The sequence below is a fragment of the Dermabacter sp. genome (assembly GCF_032550575.1).
GTDB classification, from domain to species: Bacteria; Actinomycetota; Actinomycetes; order Actinomycetales; family Dermabacteraceae; genus Dermabacter; species Dermabacter hominis.
This window is the reverse complement of sequence record NZ_JAWFZC010000008.1, coordinates 25,035-43,198: the sequence shown is the minus strand read 5'-3', so window position 1 is coordinate 43,198 and position 18,164 is coordinate 25,035. Positions and strand designations below refer to the sequence as shown.

Here is an 18,164-nt window from a genome sequence, read left to right as displayed (position 1 = left end):
TGCACACCGCCGTAGCTCGGCGCTTTTTGCGCGTCAGTCGAAAAGATTGCCAATGGGATCCTTCACCTTGTTCGCAAGCCAACCACCTGCCGCTCCGCCAGCGACGCCGCCGATGATCCCGCCGGCAACACCGCCCACCACGGTACCAACCGGGCCACCGAAGGAACCGATCGCAGCGCCCATGGCCGCACCGGCCTTGCCGCCGGCCCAGCCGCCTGCGGTAGCGCCCGCAGCGGACACGCCAGCGCGCGCGCCCTTTTCCACGTTGCCCATGTTCGGGTGAACCTTGGAGTCGGTTTGCCACGAGTCCATCGCGGTAGTCGCAGCCGAGATCCCTGTGCCTGCCCGGGATACCCATTTCGCGCCCGTAGCGACCTTGCCCCACTTGGCTTTCGTCAGCCCCTGACTGTGCGCGTGCGGCACTCGAGAATGCTTGCCTTCAAGCTTGAGCATGCTGCGGCCGATGACCGCCTGGAGCGCGCCACCGAACGAATTGGGCTTGGCCAGGGGGTTCATCGGCGAGTTCTTCGCGAGGAACTGACCACCATTGGTAACGGCATCCGCGTCCCAGCCGGTCAGGCCCTTGACAAGCCCCTTGCCGAACTCGCCCTTTTTAGCGATATTTTGCAGAAGCTTAGGTGCCCACCCCTGCCGAATCTTGATGCTGCCGTTCGTATAGAAAAAGTACGTGCTGTAGTACTTGACGAAGTCTGTACCGAGCTTCCCGAACTGGAGCAGCGCCCCCATGGCACCTTCAACATTGTTCCCGCGGGTGATGGCCCCCAGGAGCTTTTTCCCGATCACGGCGCCGGCGCTCTCGGTCGTGTTTCTGATCGAGTTCGCGCACGCCGAATCCGCCGCATCACGGTCAATCCGCAGCTGGGTGCACTTATTCTGCAATCTCAGTTCCCACGCGGCAAGCGAGGCCTGAGCAGCAGCGTCAGTGGGGTCCGCTAGCGCCTTCGCCGCTTCGTACTCCTTGATCTCGTTTTCGAGGTCAGTCTTTCGCGTCCTGAGCGGCCCCAGTTTGTCCGCGTAGGTATCCAAACCGTCGGCAACCTTGCCGGCCGACTTCATAATTTCGTCAGCCATTTCTTCGGGGGTCCTCATGGCGCGGTGCACCTGACCCTCCTCAGGAGCGTGGTACTGCCCGCTGATGGGCTGCCAGGCATTCGAGGTGTCCCTCATCTTCTGTTGGACATTCTCGCCAGCGGTGCGGATCTCCGAGGCACCACCGGTCACGATCGACGGGTCTTCGATTTCCGGTACGTCAAAAGTCATTGCAGTTCCTCACTCGTCGATCATTTTCACTGCATGCCGGGCATATCGCTCACATGGGCCTGCTGGTTACCAGCATTAGCCGCCGTGCACATGAGCTGATCGCCCTGGGTGTACTTCTGCACCGCATCGTCCGTGGAATCGATGTTGTTGTTCACCATTTCCACGAGCGCCTGGCCCGCTGATTCGAAAGCTGACGCAACGTCCCCCGCGAGCGCAGCCGACGTTTGTTTGCTGCGCAGCAGCGATCCCCCCAAGTCCGACGCGCCGTTCTTGAGATCTCTGTTGGATGATTCGATCGCGGGGACGGTTCCCCTGGTATTCGAAATCGTGCCGCGCACGGCCTTGTCGTCGATGTCGTAAAACATCTAGCTCTCCCGAATCGTCAAGTTCGTGGCCTACAAGCTGTTCGAGCTCCCCTTGCGGGACCCAGTTAACATCACGAACAGATAACAAACCTGAGTGCTCCGTCACGGCGCGGGCGCACAGCGTTTCCGCGGCCGCTGGATGGTGGTCCAGTTGGGTGGGCAGGCAACCATGTCGTTCGCAGTTTTGTTTCCGACGCTTGCCGGGCCTTAACCGGATGCCTCGACATGCACGTGACTCTCCCGCAATTCTCCCACCAACGTTTTCCACATTTTCCACCTGTGCATTGATACCTCTCTGCCTGCACAAGATGATTGAGATATCGGCTGGGCAATGGTTGTCGTCCACTTCTTTCAAATTTAAGCTGAGGCTGAGGCCGCCCACGCGTCCTAAGCGAAAAGGGTCGTCCGTGCTCAATCGGAGTGACTTCTGGATGGTGATTCACGCAATGCCGGTTCGAAAGGTGCACATGCCAAGGAGGAAGCGATGAGCTACGAAGTCGTTGACACTGTACCCGGATTTACACCCGAGGGAATCGCCGAACTCCAAGCTAAAGCCGAAGCTGGCTTCTCGCCCGAAGAACTTGGACCAGAAAGACTTGGACCCGGCGCGTTCCTGGAAGTGCTGGCGCCCGACGTTCGTCAGGCCATCATTGACCGCTTGGATCTCCATTCGAGCACGCCCATCAACGAGCAGATTTCGAATCTTTTACGACCATTGCTCGCGGCCTGAGGCAAGGAGCGGGGATGGTAGCGACTCCGCCCCGCGAAGCTCCCTGGTCGTCAACTTTCTAATCAGGAAAGAAGAAGCTCTTGGTGATCCCGCACGACGCAATGCGGAGTCTTTCGAAGCCGCATGAGGTCGATGAAGAGACGCCGCGGCATGCCGCCTCTCAGAACCGGTGCGAAGGTTCGAGCTAGGCCGGAACCTCGTGATGATGGCTTTCCGCTTCTCTCACTTCGGTATCACCTGCAACCTCGCTTCGGCAACCTTTACGATCACGGCTAAACCTCTTGTTCAAAGAAGCCACTCCCTTTTTACTCTGCACACAAGCCCGAGGCGTAGCGTGGAGTGAGTCGAAGACGAAGGAGTGCCTGATGACGACCATCGCTTTAGTAGGAACGCTCGACACGAAGGCCGAGGATTATGCCTGGTTGAAGGAGCACCTTGCGGAACTTGGGGTGGGAGTACTCGCCGTCGATGTCGGCTCATTTTCCACGGCCGATTTCGCGGATGTTTCTTCCGACGAGGTTATCGACGCTGCCGGCGAGGATGCCGCGAAACTTCGGGAGCGCCGCGACCGCGGCGAAATGATGGCTGTCATGGGCCGCGGCGCCGCAAAGATCGTGCAGAAGCTCGCGGAAGAGGGGCGTATTCACGGCATTCTTGCTGTCGGCGGCTCGGGCGGTTCGTCTGTGGCGGCACCCGCGATGCAGGCGGTGCCGGTGGGCTTTCCGAAGTTGCTTGTGTCGACCATGGCCTCGGGCGACGTTTCTCCGTATGTCGGCGAAACTGACACGACCATCATGTATTCGGTCGTGGATGTCGCGGGGGTGAATCGGATTTCGGCGATGGTGTTCGGTAACGCCGCGGCGGGCATCGCAGGAATGGCGAAGGCTTACGAAGCTCGCCTCACGAGCACCTCCGGCGAGCACCGCCCACTCGTGGGGCTTTCGATGTTTGGACTCACGACGCCGGCCGCGGATGAAGCCCGCAAGACCCTCACTGAGCTGGGGTATGAGGTGCTCGTCTTCCATGCGACAGGAGCGGGCGGCCGCGCGATGGAGAAGCTTATTGAGTCTGGGTTGCTTGCCGGTGTTTGTGACCTGACGACAACAGAGCTTGCCGATGATCTCGTGGGCGGGGTGCTCAGCGCTGGCCCTGAGCGACTTGAGATGGCGGGGCGGATGGGCACGCCTCAGGTGGTGAGCCTTGGCGCTCTCGACATGGTGAACTTTGGGCCGAAGGACACGGTCTCGAGTAAGTTCGATGGGCGCACGTTCGTCGTGCACAACCCTACGGTGACTCTTATGCGCACGTCCCGCAGTGAAACGGAAGAGCTCGGTCGGCGCATTGGAACAAAGCTCGCTGCCGCAACGGGGCCTAGCGAGCTGTTTATTCCCACGAAAGGCTTGAGCGGCATCGATGTTGAGGGCGGTCCCTTTTATGACCCCGAGGCAGATGCCGCCCTTTTTGACGCTGTGAAAACAAACCTCGAGGGCAGCGGTGTCCCCATTCATGAGTACGAATGCGCTGTCAACGACGAGGGCTTTGGTCGAGCAATGGCAGAGCGCCTCCATGAACTTATTCGCAACAATTCGGGAAAGAAGGAGAACTGACATGTCCCGCAAGGAAATTCTTGAGCAGCTGCGCGCGAAAGTCTCAAGCGGAAAACCCATCATCGGCGGCGGTGCCGGAACGGGTATTTCGGCGAAGTCGGCGGAGGCCGGCGGGATTGATCTTCTCGTCATTTACAACTCGGGACGTTTCCGCATGGCTGGCCGCGGCTCACTTTCCGGGCTCCTCGCCTATGGAGACGCGAATGGCATCGTCATGGAGATGGCGAACGAGGTGCTTCCCGTCGTAAAGCACACTCCCGTTCTCGCCGGTGTGAACGGCACAGACCCGTTTCGCGTAATGCCGCATTTCTTGAAGCAGGTCAAAGAGATCGGTTTCGCGGGCGTACAGAATTTTCCGACGGTTGGCCTCATCGACGGTGTTTTCCGTGCCAATCTTGAGGAGACCGGCATGGGTTTTGGCCCTGAGATCGACATGATTCGCATGGCGAATGAGCTTGATCTCCTCACCTCGCCCTACGTCTTCGACATCGAACAGGCGAAAGAAATGGCCGCCGCAGGCGCCGATATTCTCGTGCCCCATATGGGCCTCACGACCTCCGGCACGATCGGGGCGCAGACCGCGCTCAGCCTCGAAGAGGCAGCGACAAAGGTCCAGGAACTTGCCGACGCTGCACGAAGCGTGAACCCGGACATCCTGTGCCTCTGCCACGGCGGCCCGATCGCCAATCCCGAGGATGCTCAATACATTCTCGATAACACCGACGGCATCGTCGGCTTCTACGGCGCTTCCTCCATCGAGCGGTTCCCCACCGAAACGGGCATCCGCGAGCAGACGGAGAAGTTCACGCAGATCACGTTCTCCAAGTAAGAGCTCTGCCCTTGCCTCTCGGCCCGCTGCGCGGCAACGCTTGGCGGGCCTTTCTACTGCATGTCTTCTTCGAAGTAGTCCTCGTCCACGGAATAGAGCGTGAACTCGTGGGCCTTCTCGACGCCGACGCCGTAGGCGAGCATCAGCTTCGTGAGGCGCAAGCCGTCGATCAGCACGATCCGCCCGTGACGGTAACCGGCAGCGGTAACTTTCGCTCGGTCTAGAAATGTTGAGGTCGTGATGAATACGCCGAGGTTTGCGCCCTGCGCATCGAGAGAGCCGATGAAGTTACGGATCTCGGGTTCTCCCACCCTGTTGGTGTCGGCATAGCGTTTCGCCTGGATATACACGTTCGTGAGGCCGAGTGCATCCTGGTGGATGATGCCATCAATCCCGCCATCGCCCGAGCGCCCAACATGCTGCTTCTCGCCATAATCGCCGCCGTAGCCCATTGCCCACAACAAGTCGATGACGGCTTTTTCGAAGAACTCAGGGGAGTTTTCCTGAAGACGCTTGCGCAGATCGGTTTCCACCTGAGCGTTAAAGTCCCGCGACCGCGCAGCGATGGCCTCGACCGGATCGGCATCTTGTTCGATCTCCGGAACCGCACCGGCAGGGGTGTCATCGGCCGATCGCCGCGCCGCGACCTCGCTTTGATACTCGCGCCAGGCCTCCCATTCCGCGAGATCCTTGCCGGTATAAATAGGAAGATTGCGACGCGCAACCGTCAGACCGTCGGGTGTAATTTGATACATCGCCTGCTTAGGGCGATCAAGCAATCGAGCTTTAGTCATGGTTGAGCATGCCCACCCGATTCGGTGTCGATAGCGCATCTGACCGGAATCAAGCCGCTCACCTCGTGTTTCAGCTGTAAGCCCAGCGGCGTCAGCGACAAGTTCACATAGTTCTCGAAAACCACGAACTTTGCCGTCAGCAAGAACGGCTAAAACCACCGGCCGAAACTCATCGATTGTGGGGGTATTGTCGGTAGTCATGGTGGACGTCCTAACGATTTCAAAACCAGTCCTCTCCAACGCTACCCTCAGAGCCAACTAACTGAAGAACTAATCTCGAGGGATTCGTCAGTGGATTACCAAATCTTCGACTTAATGCGCACGCGCTACGGGCTGTGTGGGAGTTGGACCGTGTGGAATGAATCTCCGTGGAGCCCCGACTCCATCCGCGCTCCACTATTGAAGCTCGATTCTGTAGTTCGCACGTTTGGAGAAGTGCGAAGCCAGCAACAGTTGGATACCGAGCTCCCCTCGCTACGCACAGATCTTGTACTCGTCGCCCTCAACTTTGCCGAGAGAGCTGCGGGCATCACCGCCGTCACTGATCGCTTAAGCTTCGCCAGTTTTCATGAAGAGTGTGGTCGCACAAGCGATAGGCGTCTCCGTGATGCATGCAAAGCCAATGGACTCGAAGGTGCTTACATCACCGATCTCGTAAAAATGCAGGGAGGTAAAGTCGCTCCGTTCCGAAGCAGCGAGTCAACGCCCATCAGCAAGCTTTTACGGGATACCAACTTCGTCAGCGAGCAGGTGGACGGGTTTTGCGAGGAACCCCAAACTCTAGGTAGCCGGAACCCGCTCATCGTTGGGCTCGGCGCCCAGGTCTACAAGGCCCTCTATGCTCCCGCATCCCTGCGCGCACTTCGGGAGTGTTGCGGAGATGGCACTCAGGTCGCTCGGATCACTCACTACTCGTCAATGACAGGCATGGCGCTGCCGACGTACATCTCTCGCGTCGGCCAGGAGCTGGCGGACTTTTGCGATTATCTATAGAGCCCAGGCACTCAAGTTCACGCTCATCTCGTTCGCCAAGGAGGAACTTTGCTTGCAGGCACCCCTTCCGTTGCTCGGGAGAGTGCCGGATCAGTGCTCCTTGCCGGCTCAAGGGTGAACGGAGAGTTCTTTTGACCCGTGATGAGGCGGCTCGAACTGGAAGGTGGAGTGTTCAACGTCGAAATGTCCCGCGACGCAATGCTGCACTTGGCCGAGTAATTCGGGAATATGTCCGTCGGTAAAGCACTCGTCGTCGACAACAATGTGGGCTGATAGTGCCGGCAGGTCGCTCGCGACGCTCCACACATGCAGGTCATGCACGCGCTGCACGTGGGGAAGTTCAAGAAAGTGGGTGGTGACTTCCTCGAGGTCAATTCCTTCCGGGGCTGCTTCGAGCAGAATTCGGCCGACGGCGCGCAAGAGATTCCACGCTGCGTGCACCATGAGGGCACACACCAGAAGGGACGCAAGGACATCGGCAAAAGTCCACCCGGTCACCATGATGATGAGCGCGGCAACAATGGTTCCGAGGAAGCCGTAGAGGTCGGTGAGAATGTGTTGGTAAGCACCTTCGATATTGAGGCTTGAGCGATTGGCGCGAGCAACCAACCACGCGACGACGATGTTCACGACCACCCCGACCAGGGCAACGATGAGCACGGGGCCACCGTCGACCTCGGGTGGTTCGAACAGACGCCGGACTGCCTCCACAGCGATGACTCCAGCCACGATCAGGAGCGTAATGCCGTTGACCGCGGCGGAGATGGTTTCCACGCGTTTGAGGCCCCAGGTCCACGCCCCTTGGGCAGGCCGAGCGGCGAGGCGAATGGTCCATAGCGCTAGCCCGATCGCTCCGACGTCGGACAGCATGTGCCCGGCATCCGACAGCAGTGCGAGGGAGCCAGTCAGAAGGCTGACGATGACTTCGGCGACCATAAAGACGCTCAGCACAATCAAGGCCACCCACAGAGTCGTGCGGTCGGCGTCGGCAGAGATGCTGTGGTCGTGTGCCTCGTGAGAGTGCTTGCGCCTGCGCGACATGGATGGTTTAGTCATGGCTCGTGCTCTCCGGCTGCGAGGTTTGCCTCAGTTTTTCGGTGCCGTCGAAGAAGGCCTTTGCCGCCGCGAGAAGCGTCTTCGTTTCCTCGGGATGCGCCAAGGTGTAGTACGTCGCGCGGCCATGCGTGTGGCTTGCGAAGAGCCCACTTTTTCGTAGCGAGGCCACGTGCGTTGACACTGTCGATTGCGCAAGACCCACGTGCTCGACGAGGTCCGTCACGCGGTGTTCGCCTAACAGCAAATGCTGGATGATCTGAAGCCGATGACTATCGGCGAGACTCTTAAAGAGAGTCACCCAGTTCTCACGTTCTTCGAGGGAGGTTTCTTCACCCATATACATCGCCATAGATCGATAATATCGCCTTTAGTCGATGTTAGCCATGCAGGGTCGATCGGCAGAAGCCGCCGCGACCGCCAAAGTCGCGCTTTGACGCCCGCAAAAGCACTACCACCGCGAGCCTTCGTTTTCGGCGGCGGTCATCTCGGCGTAGCGGTCGAAGAGGAGCGCGAGGCGTTCCTCGTTCGAGTGGAGCGGCTTCTTTGCGCCGAAGGCTTTGTCCACAACACGGTCGAGGGCGGCGTGGGCCTTGAGAAGCGCCGGGCTCATCGCGAGGGGGTTGTAGTGCTCGGCGAGAGAGCGCTCGGGGTGCAGCTCACGCGCCGCAATCACGCCCTTGCCCGCCTCAATGATCTTTTCGCGCAGTTCCGGTTCGACGGTGGGAAGCGGAAGGTTGTTCCACACGAGCGTGTTCGAGAACCGTAAATCTGATTTAAGCTGGCCACCTACTGCACGCTGCCAGGTAATGAACATCGACGAGGAGATCACTCCGAAGAGGAAACCATCGGGATCCTCGGCAGTAAAAAGCTGGTTCCCGGCTATAACTGTCTCCGGGAGATGGTGCACGGTGTAAAAATTTCTGGTTTCCGAAACCACAGCGGGGATCCCCACGTACGGAACCAGCGGGCGATGCTTGTTCCCTCGGAACAAATGTGGAGTATCACGAAGCTTGTACGCATCACCGCCCGTAGATTGCTGTGACCGCCACGCTCGGCAGGCTTCAACCCGTTCCTTCAGTATCGGCGAACGTTGGATATCGCTCGGCTCGAAGTCTTCATCGGCCATCCACAGGCACCAACGATCAAGACCTCGAACGACTTCCCGACCTTGACGAAACTCCCGTAGATATTTCGCTGCGATGGGATCTCCCACGACCGCGGCGTACTCGGCAGGCTCAACGATAAGGTTGCCCCCGTCAGCTGGTTTAGAGCCGAAAACAACTTTCGGAAGCTGCGGGCTCAACGCCTTTGATCGCTTCCACACGAGCAGATTCGGCCCATCCACGAGATAGGCATTAATCTGCTTCACGGGAACCTGCTGCGGTTCGCCCTTGACGTTGTCGTACGTGAACAGTTGCGGGGCGCTGCGTTCGTGCTTGTCGTAGCCGGTAATGACACAGTGAACGGCGGCACTTCCGGGTACTTCGCTCTGCCACGCGAAGGTTTGGTGGGCGAAACGGATACGCCAGCCCACGTCGAAAAGCGGGCCAAACAGCGCGGGAACGGGCTGGCCCTGCGCAATGGAGTTTGTGGACACGAACGCGAAGCGGCCGCCAGTGACGGAACGGAAGAAATCGCTCGACTTTTGAACCAAGCGGTCACGTACTCGAGGTAACCGTCGTAAAGCTCGCCCCACACGAGCTTCATATCCTCCGTTTGATCCGCTGCCTTCGTGTACTGCCCAATGAACGGCGGATTGCCCATGATGAACGTGTTCGGGCCCGCCGGCACGAGCTCGCGCCAATCGAGGCGCAATGCGTTGCCCACGGTGATCTGGGCGGAATCCTGGAGGGGAAGCATCGGCTTCGAATAGCCGAGAGTGAGGTTCATGGCCTGGTTTGCCTGATGCTCCACGAGGAACATCGCGGTGCGGGCAATTGTCGCGGGCCACTCCTCGATCTCGATGCCGTGGAACTGGCGAAGGCGCACGTGCACAAGATCTTCCGCCATGAGGTCCAGCTGAACGCCGCCACTGTTCAATTCCTGGAGCCGCTCGTGGATCTTCAGCTCGAGGGCGCGAAGCTCGCGGTAGGCGATGATAAGGAAGTTGCCGCAGCCACACGCCGGATCGCACAACCGGTCACGATGGATACAAGACCCCAGTGCGGAGTGGCGCTATCGGATAGCGTCATTACCGGCTATGAACTGGGAATTCCGGCTGCCGCGGACGTTTGGAGATTAGCCTGCTGTACCGCTGAGTATCTGGCACGTCACTACCCGGCTGGCGTCCGTAGAGGGGGTGAACCAGTCGGGATCTCGCGCGCAAGAATAGACGCGGGGTCTCGACAAATGATGCGGGTAGCACCTCTACCTGTAGACGATACCGCTTGCTATTCGTTCTTGCAGGTGGGCCGACGACCATCTGCACTCCTAGTCAACTACAAAGCTTTTAGCAAGTTGGGGGTCAAGTCCCTTGTAGTGGTGTAACGGCGTTTTCCTCTCGTTTGGGGTTTTAGCCTGCGAGTGCGGGCATGTCGGCATCGGTCGTGGTTGTGGGTGTGGTGATCAGGTTGAGGCGGCTCTTGGCGAGGACTTCCAGGCCGAGGTAGCGGCGGCCTTCTGCCCATTCATCGGTTTGCTCGGCCAGGACGGCGCCGACGAGCCGGACAATCGCTTCCCGGTTTGGGAAGATCCCAACCGCATCGGTGCGGCGCCGGATCTCGCGGTTCAGCCGTTCGGTGGGGTTGTTCGACCAGATCTGTTGCCAGACCTCGGTCGGGAAGCTGGTGAACGCGAGAATGTCAGCGCGGGCGGCATCGAGGTGGTCTGCGACGTCGGGGAGTTTCTCGGCGGTGTAGTCCAGTAGCCGGTCGAACTGGGCGTGAACAGCATCGGCGTCAGGCTGGTCATAGACGGAGTGGAGCATGACCTTGACCGCCGGCCACAAGCTCTTGGGAGTGATGCTCATCAGGTTCGCGGCGTAGTGAGTGCGGCAACGCTGCCAGACGGCACCGGGCAGGTTCGCCGCGATCGCTTCCACGATGCCTCGGTGGGCGTCGGAGGTGACCAGCCGGACCCCGGACAGTCCTCGGGCGACCGGATCGGCGAAAAACTCGTTCCAGGCCGGGCCGGTCTCGCTCGTGGCGACCCGCATCCCTAAGACTTCGCGATGCCCGTCGGCGTTGACCCCGGTCGCGAGCATGACGACCGCGTTGACCACACGACCTCCCTCGCGAACTTTCATCGTCAACGCGTCGGCGGTCACGAACGTGAACGGCCCAGCATCGCCTAGTGGGCGGTGTCGAAACTCGGCGACGTGCTCGTCCAACTCGGCGGCCATGCGAGAGACCTGGGACTTCGACAGCCGGTCGATTCCCAACGTCTTGACCAACTTGTCCATCCGGCGAGTACTGACTCCAGCGAGATAGCAGTCGGCAACAACAGTGATCAATGCGGACTCGGCGCGCTTGCGACGCTCCAGCAGCCACTCAGGGAAATAGGTGCCCTGGCGTAGTTTCGGGACCGCGATGTCCAAGGTCTCAACACGGGTATCGAGAAGCCGGTGGCGGTAGCCGTTGCGCTGGGCCCGTCGGTCAGGATCTGGGCGGCCGTACTCGGCACCTGCAACCGCATCAGCATCCGCAGACAGCAACTCGTTGATCACAGTCTGCAACAGGTGACGCCTCGGCAAGCAGTTCGCCAAGCAGCCCGGCAGGGTCGACAATATGGGTAGCGGTCATCGTGTGGCCTTTCGCGAGTGAGTTGTAGGGGACGAAACTCGAGGATCACGCGGTGACCGCCCTGCTGTCCAGCACGACCACCCCGCTACACCACTATGAGGGACTCAACTCCCTTGGTGATTAGTAGCGCCCTCGCTCATCAGCGAGATGCTGTTCGCACATGATCCCACTAGCGCCATGTTCGCGACAGCACCACGTGTGCCAAACGTGTCGAGGTACTCCGATTCGAGCTGTGGGTTTAGGGCTTGGCGCCTGGCACCGGGACCGCGTCCGCTAATCTGAGGTGTGTCTCAGCTGCCAACGAGACGACGCATCGGCGGCAGCCACGAAATCGTGGAACCGTCCGGGCCGACTAGACAATTCCTTAGGCGTGCCGGTTTCGGCGACGATAGCACCGTCCGCTAAGGGTTCGAGGAAGACCACCTGATCGGCGCTATCTATGGTGGATAGTCTGTGCGCTACCACGATCACAGTGCGGCCCTCAGATAGTTGACTGATGACGTCGCTAATCGCCGATTCATTCTCGCCGTCCAGCGCCGAGGTAATCTCGTCGAGCAGCAGTATCGGAGCATCCTTGATGAATGCCCGAGCGATTGCCACTCGTTGGCGCTCACCTCCAGACAGGCTCTGCCCGGCAGGCCCCACTTCGGTATCCCAACCGTGAGGCAGCGCCTCAATCACCCGATCAAGTCTCGCCTTGCGAGCTGCCTCTTCCAACTCGGCGTCCGTCGCATTGGGGCGCGCAATCCGCAGATTCTCCCGGATCGTGGTGTCAAACAGGTAGGTGTCCTGGAACACCATCGAGGTCAGCTCCATGATCCGCGTGGTTGGAATCTCGCGCACGTCCACCCCGCCGATGGTCACGCTACCGGCGTCGACATCCCAAAACCTTGCGGTGAGACGCAAGATCGTTGACTTCCCGGCCCCTGACGGCCCCACTAGTGCGGTGACTGCTCCCTGCGGGGCGGTGAGCGAGACATCGTCTAGGACAGGCCGGCCTGACTCGTAGGAAAACGACACTCCTCGGAATTCAATCGACGTCCCACGCGGTTCCCGTGCCTGCTCGGAATCAGGTTCGGCAAGTGGCGCGGCATCAAGGATTATTCCCATCTGGCGCAACGCCACTGCGGCGTTATCGACCTCAGATGCGTAGAGCGCGGCTTTTGTGAGCGGCAGCAGCATGCGCGCACTGACCGCCGCGATCACCAGATACGCAATCGGGTCCAGACGCGCTCCGGTCACGAACGACAGCCCCAAGGCGAGCACCACCGCGAAAGTCACGTTAGCGATGAGGTTGAATCCTTGGGCAGGTCGGCCCTTGATCCGAAGCCCGGCCAACGTCGCCTCAGAGTCGGCTTGCAGAGTCTCTTGTACGGGGTCCCACGACGTCGAGGCACCCGTGGCTCGAAGCACCGGTTGTAGCCTGGCGAACTCAATCAACCGGCCGGCTGCGGCGGCCGAGGTACGGTCTTCCATGTCATTGGCTCTGGTTGTTGCCGCCGACATTTTCCGCCACGTGAGAATAAACGGCAAGATCGACACTGCCATGACCACAGCTAACGGCCACTCAATGAATGCGGTGGCAACGAGCATCACCAACGGCACGATGAAGGCGTTGCACAGGTTCGGGATCACCATTGATGCCAGATGCGACAGGGTGTTGATCTCCTTGGATGTCGCATTAGCCACGTCCGCTTCGCGTTTAGCATTAAACCACCCAAGCGGCAGCTGCAAGACATGATCTGCTACGCGATCAATTAAGGTATCGCATACTTCATAGACGCTGATCCGATAGGAGCGGTACATCGCGAAGGTGTCGACCGTCACCGTGATCGCGCCGAGGATGGCAACGACGACGAGCCAGGTGCCAAGGGTTTCAGAGCGGGAGAATAATGCCCGAAGGAAGGGGATCATCAACGCCAGTGTGATGCCTTGTAGGACAGCGGAGAAGGCGAACCAGCCCACCAACGTACGCAACTCGGCCCTGTTGACGACCCTGATCATTAGTTTCCACATGAGCGTGTCTCTCCTTAGGCCATGTAATGGAGTTCTTGGGCCCGCCACATCTCGCTATAGGTCCCCGCTTGGTCGACCAAGTCCTCGTGCCTACCACGCTGAGTGATGTGGCCGTCCTCAATCACGAGGATCTGGTCGGCGTCTCGGATGGTGGCGAGTCGATGCGCGATGATGATCACCGTGCGCCCGGATGCCAAGGTGCTGAGCGCTTCGTGGATCGCACGCTCCGACTGGGGGTCTGCTTGCGCGGTGGCCTCGTCGAGAATCAAGATCGGCGCATCCTGCAAGTATGCTCGCGCCAGGGTGATGCGTTGCCGCTCACCGCCCGAGAGGAAGCCACCAACCTCGCCAAGCACGGTGTCATACCCCTCGGGCAGACGCATAATGCGATCGTGGATGCATGCCGCACGGGCTGCTGCCTCGACCTCGGCGCGCGTTGCCGACGGTTTCGACAGCGCGATATTGGTATGGACCGAATCGTTCGACAACGTTACGTCCTGTAGGACGATCGCGACGCGGGAAAGTAGCCACGAAAAACTCGCCTCGCGTACATCCACACCGCTGATGCGTACCACGCCATCATTGACGTCGTAAAAGCGCGCAATCAGCCGGGCCAGTGTGGACTTCCCTCCGCCCGACGGGCCCACCAGAGCCGTGACCGTTCCGGGCTCAGCCGTAAAGGAGACACCGTGCACAACGGGCACGTCAGGCTCGTAGGAGAAGGAAACCTCACAGACCTCAACTTGGCCGGGGTTTGGGCCCTCTTCTTGGGTGCGGCTGCCTTCGGGCATGGGTTTCTCGGAAAGCAGCTCTGCCGTGGTGCGAGCCGCCAGCTGCGACTCATAGATATGCTGCATCAGACCGACTAGCACCGTGAACCCCTCCGGGATGCCGGGAGCGATCAGGAAGAATGGCAGCGTCGCCGACAGCGTGCTCCAATCCTGCGCGACGAATAGCGCCGCCAGTAACGCGACCGTGACGAAGACCGTGGCTGGACGCAGTAGCGAACCGAGCAGACTAATCGCTCTGCCGGAGCGACGAACCCAGTCGAAGGAGATGGCAGAAAATTGCTGGCGGGCGGCGTTAAAGCGCGTTCGGGTCGCATCGGTGGCCTGGAAATTCTTGATCTCCTTAATGCCCTCAAGCATTTCGACGGTGGCTGCGGCCAGTGCGGTCTGGGCATGTCCGAATCGCTCGGTGATATCGCTATAGCCGCGCATGGTCGTGCTGACGATGATCATGATCGCTACGGCCCACGTTCCAAAGAGCGCGAGCGCCAGTCGCCAATCGACCCACACGAGATACCCGAGGCCTACGACCATCGAGACCACGGCGTTGGTGACATCACCGGGAACATGCGCAACGAGAGTATGGATAGCTGCGGTATCGTCACACACCATCTTGCGGATGGCCCCGTGCGGCACCTGCGAGACCCTACCCAAGGGCAAACTGCCCAGCGCTTGGACCACATTGCCGCGCAACCGATGTCGGAGCTTGGCTTCTGCCTCGTGGGTGACACCCAATCCAAACAGGTAGAGCAATTGGCCCACGAACAGCGAAAGCACCGCTATCACGGCCCAAACCCACGGCTTTCCGGTCCAGCCGGTGCGCACCTGCCCGTCAAGCCAGATCGCGGCCATGTTGTGTAAGGCGACGAACGGCACCAGCGTGACGATAGCGCCGAAGGCTGTGAGGACTGCGGAAAGGACCATCGCGCCCTTGGCCGGGCGGATTAGTGCGGCGACGGAAATACTCACATCGGGCTCCTGTCGAGTCGAGTCTTTCGAAACGTTCATTGGCGCCACCACCACAGCAACGCAGTAACGGCCCAAAGGAGGCCCACCAGGCACCAATCTCGCACCTGCCACGGTGTGTGTTGGAGTTCCGTGCGCCGCGGATAGGCGCTAAAGCCACGTGAATCCATCGACAGGGCAACCCGTTCGCCGTGCTGGACGGCGAGGATCGCCAGCGGCACGAGGGAACCCACCCATCGAATTGCGGGCGCTAACGGCCCCCATGATGCCCCAATACCCCGCAATGCCCGCGCTGTGCGCAACAGCTGGAAATCTTGCCGGAAACGAGTGACGAAGGCGACAGCCGCAGCTCCCGCCGCAGTGACCCGATAGGGAAGCTTGAACGTCGTCGTCAACGTGCGAAGCAGCGCTTCCGGATGAGTGCTGATGCCTGAAAGCAGCATGAGGGACAACGTTGCCCCGATACCGCTCGCTGCCGCAGGCTCGCCACCGTAATTGTAGAGTGGGCTGACCTCTTCAATGGTGTAGTTGTAGCGGAACACCGGCAGTAGCACAGCTGCGATGACCCAGGGTGCTAGCAGTGACATGACCGTTCGAGCGCGACTCGCTCTCGCGGCTACCATGGCCAGGCTCGCTGCGATGAGCACTCCAACATTGACGGCCGGGTCCTTGCATACGAACACCATGACCATCGCCGGGATTAGCGCCAATAGCAACGTCACAGGATTGAACGATGAGAAGAGTCCACGGGGCACGGACGGCGAAGGCGGGTTCGCTGGTGCTGCGGATGCGGCGTTTTCACGAGTTTCGCTAACGGCAGCAGGTAGCGCGATGATGTGGCTGCAGCGTGATAGGGCAAGTTCTAGGTCGTGGGTGGCCATGATGACGGTTCTGCCCTCAGCGCGCAGTTCGTCGATGAAGGCCATGAGTTCGCAGGTATTCGCCCAGTCCTGGCCGTACGTGGGCTCGTCAAGGACAATCACATCGCGGCTCTCGGCGACCATCGTAGCCACCGATAGTCTACGAATCTGGCCGCCTGAGAGAGTCAACGGGTGTTGGTCTCGATACTGGGAGAGATGGAATTGCTCCACAATAGCCTCGGCTTTAGACGCGGAAACATCCCCCGTGGAGATTTCGCCAGCCACGGTGGAACAAACCATCTGATGTTCCGGGTTTTGAAACACGTAGCCGACCTGGTGCCGCCCTCGCCGCACAACCTCTCCGCAGACCGTAGCGCGTTGTGCCTTTGATGGTATGAGACCCGCCAGCGCCGCGAGCAGGGATGTTTTGCCTGCGCCATTCGGCCCTATAAGCGCGATAAACTCGCCACCCCGTAGCCGCATAGAGATAGCTGGGGAACGTCCGGGAACACAGAAATCTGCCAGCTCTACCGTGGCGCTGCCTCCACCGTCGAGCGTGTCAATCGCATCGATGGTTTCCCATCCTGCTTCGGTGCGCCGCTGATATTGCACCGAATCACCACAGATATCCGTGATGCGGGGAACTCGAATGCCCGCCTGCTCGCAGGTCAAGGCGTGGTGCGGGGATTCGTCGCGTAACGCACGGGGCAGCCACACTCCGCACGCCTCAAGTTCCGCGGTATGGCTGAGAAAAACCTCATGTGGAGTTCCCTGCGCGATCACCGCGCCCTGCGCGTTGAGCGCTATGACGTGATCGCACAGGGGTAGGACCGGGTCGAGGTCATGGTCGATCACCACGATGCCCACGCCATCGCTAACCAGCTGTTGGATGACGCTGTAAAACTCGTCCGTGCCTTGCGTGTCAATAGTCGATGTTGGCTCATCGAGGACTAATAAGCGGGGCTGCATAGCCAGTGCTACCGCGATCGCTAGGCGCTGGCGTTGGCCGCCCGATAATCTCCATGGGCTCTCCCACAGCTTGGTCTCCAGACCAACCGCAGCCAATGCCTCGCGTACCCGTCGATCAATCTCAGGAACAGGCAGGCAGAGGTTCTGCAGCGCAAACGCGACATCGTCATACACCGTACGGGTAATGACTGCGGCATCCGGATTTTGTCCCACGTAGGCGACATTGGTAGCGATCAACTGGACCGTGGCGTCGGCGATTTCGGCGCCGGCAATTTGAACGCTGCCGGAGTATTCGGACGGCAGACAGTGGGGCACAAGGCCGCACACGGCTCGGACGAAGGTAGTTTTACCGCATCCAGAGGGCCCAATGACGGCCGTTACCTGACCGCTCAGGTGGACCAGGCTTGGACGTTGCAGCACCCACCGGTCCTGACCCAAGTAGTGAACGGAAAGATCCTCAACCGCCAGGAGCGCCCGCGCGGACTCGCTCACAGACCGTTGCTCGCTGCTCAAAGTGGAGGCCAGCGTTTCACTCACGATGGTCTACCCCTACGCCTGCATTGTTGAGCAAACGGGTTAGTCCGACGACGGCCAAACCGCCAATGACGGACGACGTGACTCCCACCAGCACGATCAGTCCCGATACCGAGATTCCCACCGCGTGCTTGAGCAGCGTGAGGTACAACAGGCTGTTAAATGCCCCGAAGAATGCGGCGGAGATCAGATACGCCCACCACGTCCACTTCCGGTACAGCATCAACGCCATGGGAAACTCAACCAGGAGCCCGCCAATGACGTTACCGACAATCGCGGCAGGCCCAGTGGGAGTAGTAAATACGCTCACAACTCCGATGATCAGCGCGGCCAGCAGCGAAGCGCCCGGCCTTCGCACAACGGTCAGAGGAAGGAGGTAGGGAATGATCCAAAGTCCGAGAAGGGACACCCCGAGCCAGACTGCGCTCTGCGAAGCCGCACCCGCCGGCGCGATGTAGCTCAGTGGGATGAGGATGATGAGGCCGACCACCGACAGGGAGGCCACCATCATGAGATTTCGGGTACCTAGAATTGAGTCGGTTAATCCTCCGCGAGCTGAGCGTCGAACTGTACCGGATCGGTCTGTCACAACAAACCCCCCTTTCACTTAGGTTAGCCTAACCTAACTCCCGACTG

Annotated in this window: 14 protein-coding genes and 2 pseudogenes; 4 read left to right on the top strand and 12 right to left on the bottom strand. The window is 59.9% G+C overall.

Annotated features, from left to right (window positions below; translation table 11 throughout):
* Window positions 1–33: 33 nt before the first annotated feature.
* Window positions 34–1,281 carry a hypothetical protein gene (locus E6X30_RS09020; RefSeq protein WP_316336067.1) on the bottom strand — a complete coding sequence of 416 codons (1,248 nt, stop codon included), beginning with the start codon at window positions 1,279–1,281 and terminating at the stop codon, window positions 34–36.
* 26 nt (window positions 1,282–1,307) lie between these two features.
* Entirely contained in the window at window positions 1,308–1,646 is a 339-nt protein-coding gene (locus E6X30_RS09015; RefSeq protein ID WP_316336066.1) for a hypothetical protein, read from the bottom strand.
* A gap of 484 nt (window positions 1,647–2,130) precedes the next feature.
* Between E6X30_RS09015 and E6X30_RS09010 the strand changes: the two genes are divergently transcribed.
* From E6X30_RS09010 to E6X30_RS09000, 3 genes are all read left to right on the top strand, one after another.
* On the top strand, window positions 2,131–2,376 hold the full coding sequence (locus tag E6X30_RS09010) for a hypothetical protein (protein WP_082738795.1): 246 nt from the start codon (window positions 2,131–2,133) through the stop codon (window positions 2,374–2,376).
* Window positions 2,377–2,741: 365 nt separating this feature from the next.
* Complete coding sequence (locus tag E6X30_RS09005; RefSeq protein ID WP_316336065.1) at window positions 2,742–3,983, top strand: Tm-1-like ATP-binding domain-containing protein; 1,242 nt, start codon at window positions 2,742–2,744, stop codon at window positions 3,981–3,983.
* 1 nt (window position 3,984) lies between these two features.
* On the top strand, window positions 3,985–4,812 hold the full coding sequence (locus E6X30_RS09000) for a phosphoenolpyruvate hydrolase family protein (protein ID WP_316336064.1): 828 nt from the start codon (window positions 3,985–3,987) through the stop codon (window positions 4,810–4,812).
* A gap of 53 nt (window positions 4,813–4,865) precedes the next feature.
* Here E6X30_RS09000 and E6X30_RS08995 read toward each other — a convergent pair whose 3' ends face one another.
* Window positions 4,866–5,807: a restriction endonuclease gene (locus E6X30_RS08995; protein ID WP_316336063.1), complete on the bottom strand. Its 942-nt coding sequence runs from the start codon at window positions 5,805–5,807 to the stop codon at window positions 4,866–4,868.
* A 90-nt stretch (window positions 5,808–5,897) separates the two neighbouring features.
* Here E6X30_RS08995 and E6X30_RS08990 point away from each other — a divergent pair, with 90 nt between their 5' ends.
* The gene (locus tag E6X30_RS08990; RefSeq protein ID WP_316336062.1) at window positions 5,898–6,599 is read left to right on the top strand and encodes a hypothetical protein; all 702 of its coding nucleotides are present in this window, start codon (window positions 5,898–5,900) and stop codon (window positions 6,597–6,599) included.
* A 108-nt stretch (window positions 6,600–6,707) separates the two neighbouring features.
* Here the strand turns inward: E6X30_RS08990 and E6X30_RS08985 are convergent, their stop codons facing one another.
* The 9 genes and pseudogenes from E6X30_RS08985 to E6X30_RS08945 all read right to left on the bottom strand — a co-directional run bounded on the left by E6X30_RS08985 (window position 6,708) and on the right by E6X30_RS08945 (window position 18,039).
* On the bottom strand, window positions 6,708–7,655 hold the full coding sequence (locus E6X30_RS08985) for a cation diffusion facilitator family transporter (RefSeq protein ID WP_316336061.1): 948 nt from the start codon (window positions 7,653–7,655) through the stop codon (window positions 6,708–6,710).
* On the bottom strand, window positions 7,648–8,004 hold the full coding sequence (locus E6X30_RS08980) for a metalloregulator ArsR/SmtB family transcription factor (protein WP_316336060.1): 357 nt from the start codon (window positions 8,002–8,004) through the stop codon (window positions 7,648–7,650). Before E6X30_RS08980 ends, E6X30_RS08985 begins: the two co-directional genes overlap by 8 nt.
* Before the next feature lie 99 nt (window positions 8,005–8,103).
* Window positions 8,104–8,328: a type IIL restriction-modification enzyme MmeI gene (locus E6X30_RS08975; RefSeq protein WP_316336089.1), complete on the bottom strand. Its 225-nt coding sequence runs from the start codon at window positions 8,326–8,328 to the stop codon at window positions 8,104–8,106.
* 105 nt (window positions 8,329–8,433) lie between these two features.
* Window positions 8,434–9,791 (bottom strand): annotated as a pseudogene (locus E6X30_RS08970) (DNA methyltransferase); the annotation flags it as partial.
* Between the two features lie 376 nt (window positions 9,792–10,167).
* Window positions 10,168–11,395 (bottom strand): annotated as a pseudogene (locus tag E6X30_RS08965) (IS256 family transposase).
* A gap of 273 nt (window positions 11,396–11,668) precedes the next feature.
* A complete protein-coding gene (locus tag E6X30_RS08960) occupies window positions 11,669–13,411 on the bottom strand; it encodes an ABC transporter ATP-binding protein (protein WP_034371382.1) in 1,743 nt (580 codons plus the stop codon).
* Window positions 13,412–13,425: 14 nt separating this feature from the next.
* Window positions 13,426–15,168 carry an ABC transporter ATP-binding protein gene (locus tag E6X30_RS08955; RefSeq protein WP_016663570.1) on the bottom strand — a complete coding sequence of 581 codons (1,743 nt, stop codon included), beginning with the start codon at window positions 15,166–15,168 and terminating at the stop codon, window positions 13,426–13,428.
* 35 nt (window positions 15,169–15,203) lie between these two features.
* The gene (locus E6X30_RS08950) at window positions 15,204–17,531 is read right to left on the bottom strand and encodes an ATP-binding cassette domain-containing protein (protein ID WP_316336059.1); all 2,328 of its coding nucleotides are present in this window, start codon (window positions 17,529–17,531) and stop codon (window positions 15,204–15,206) included.
* On the bottom strand, window positions 17,524–18,039 hold the full coding sequence (locus tag E6X30_RS08945) for an ECF transporter S component (protein ID WP_316336058.1): 516 nt from the start codon (window positions 18,037–18,039) through the stop codon (window positions 17,524–17,526). Before E6X30_RS08945 ends, E6X30_RS08950 begins: the two co-directional genes overlap by 8 nt.
* Window positions 18,040–18,164 lie beyond the last annotated feature (125 nt).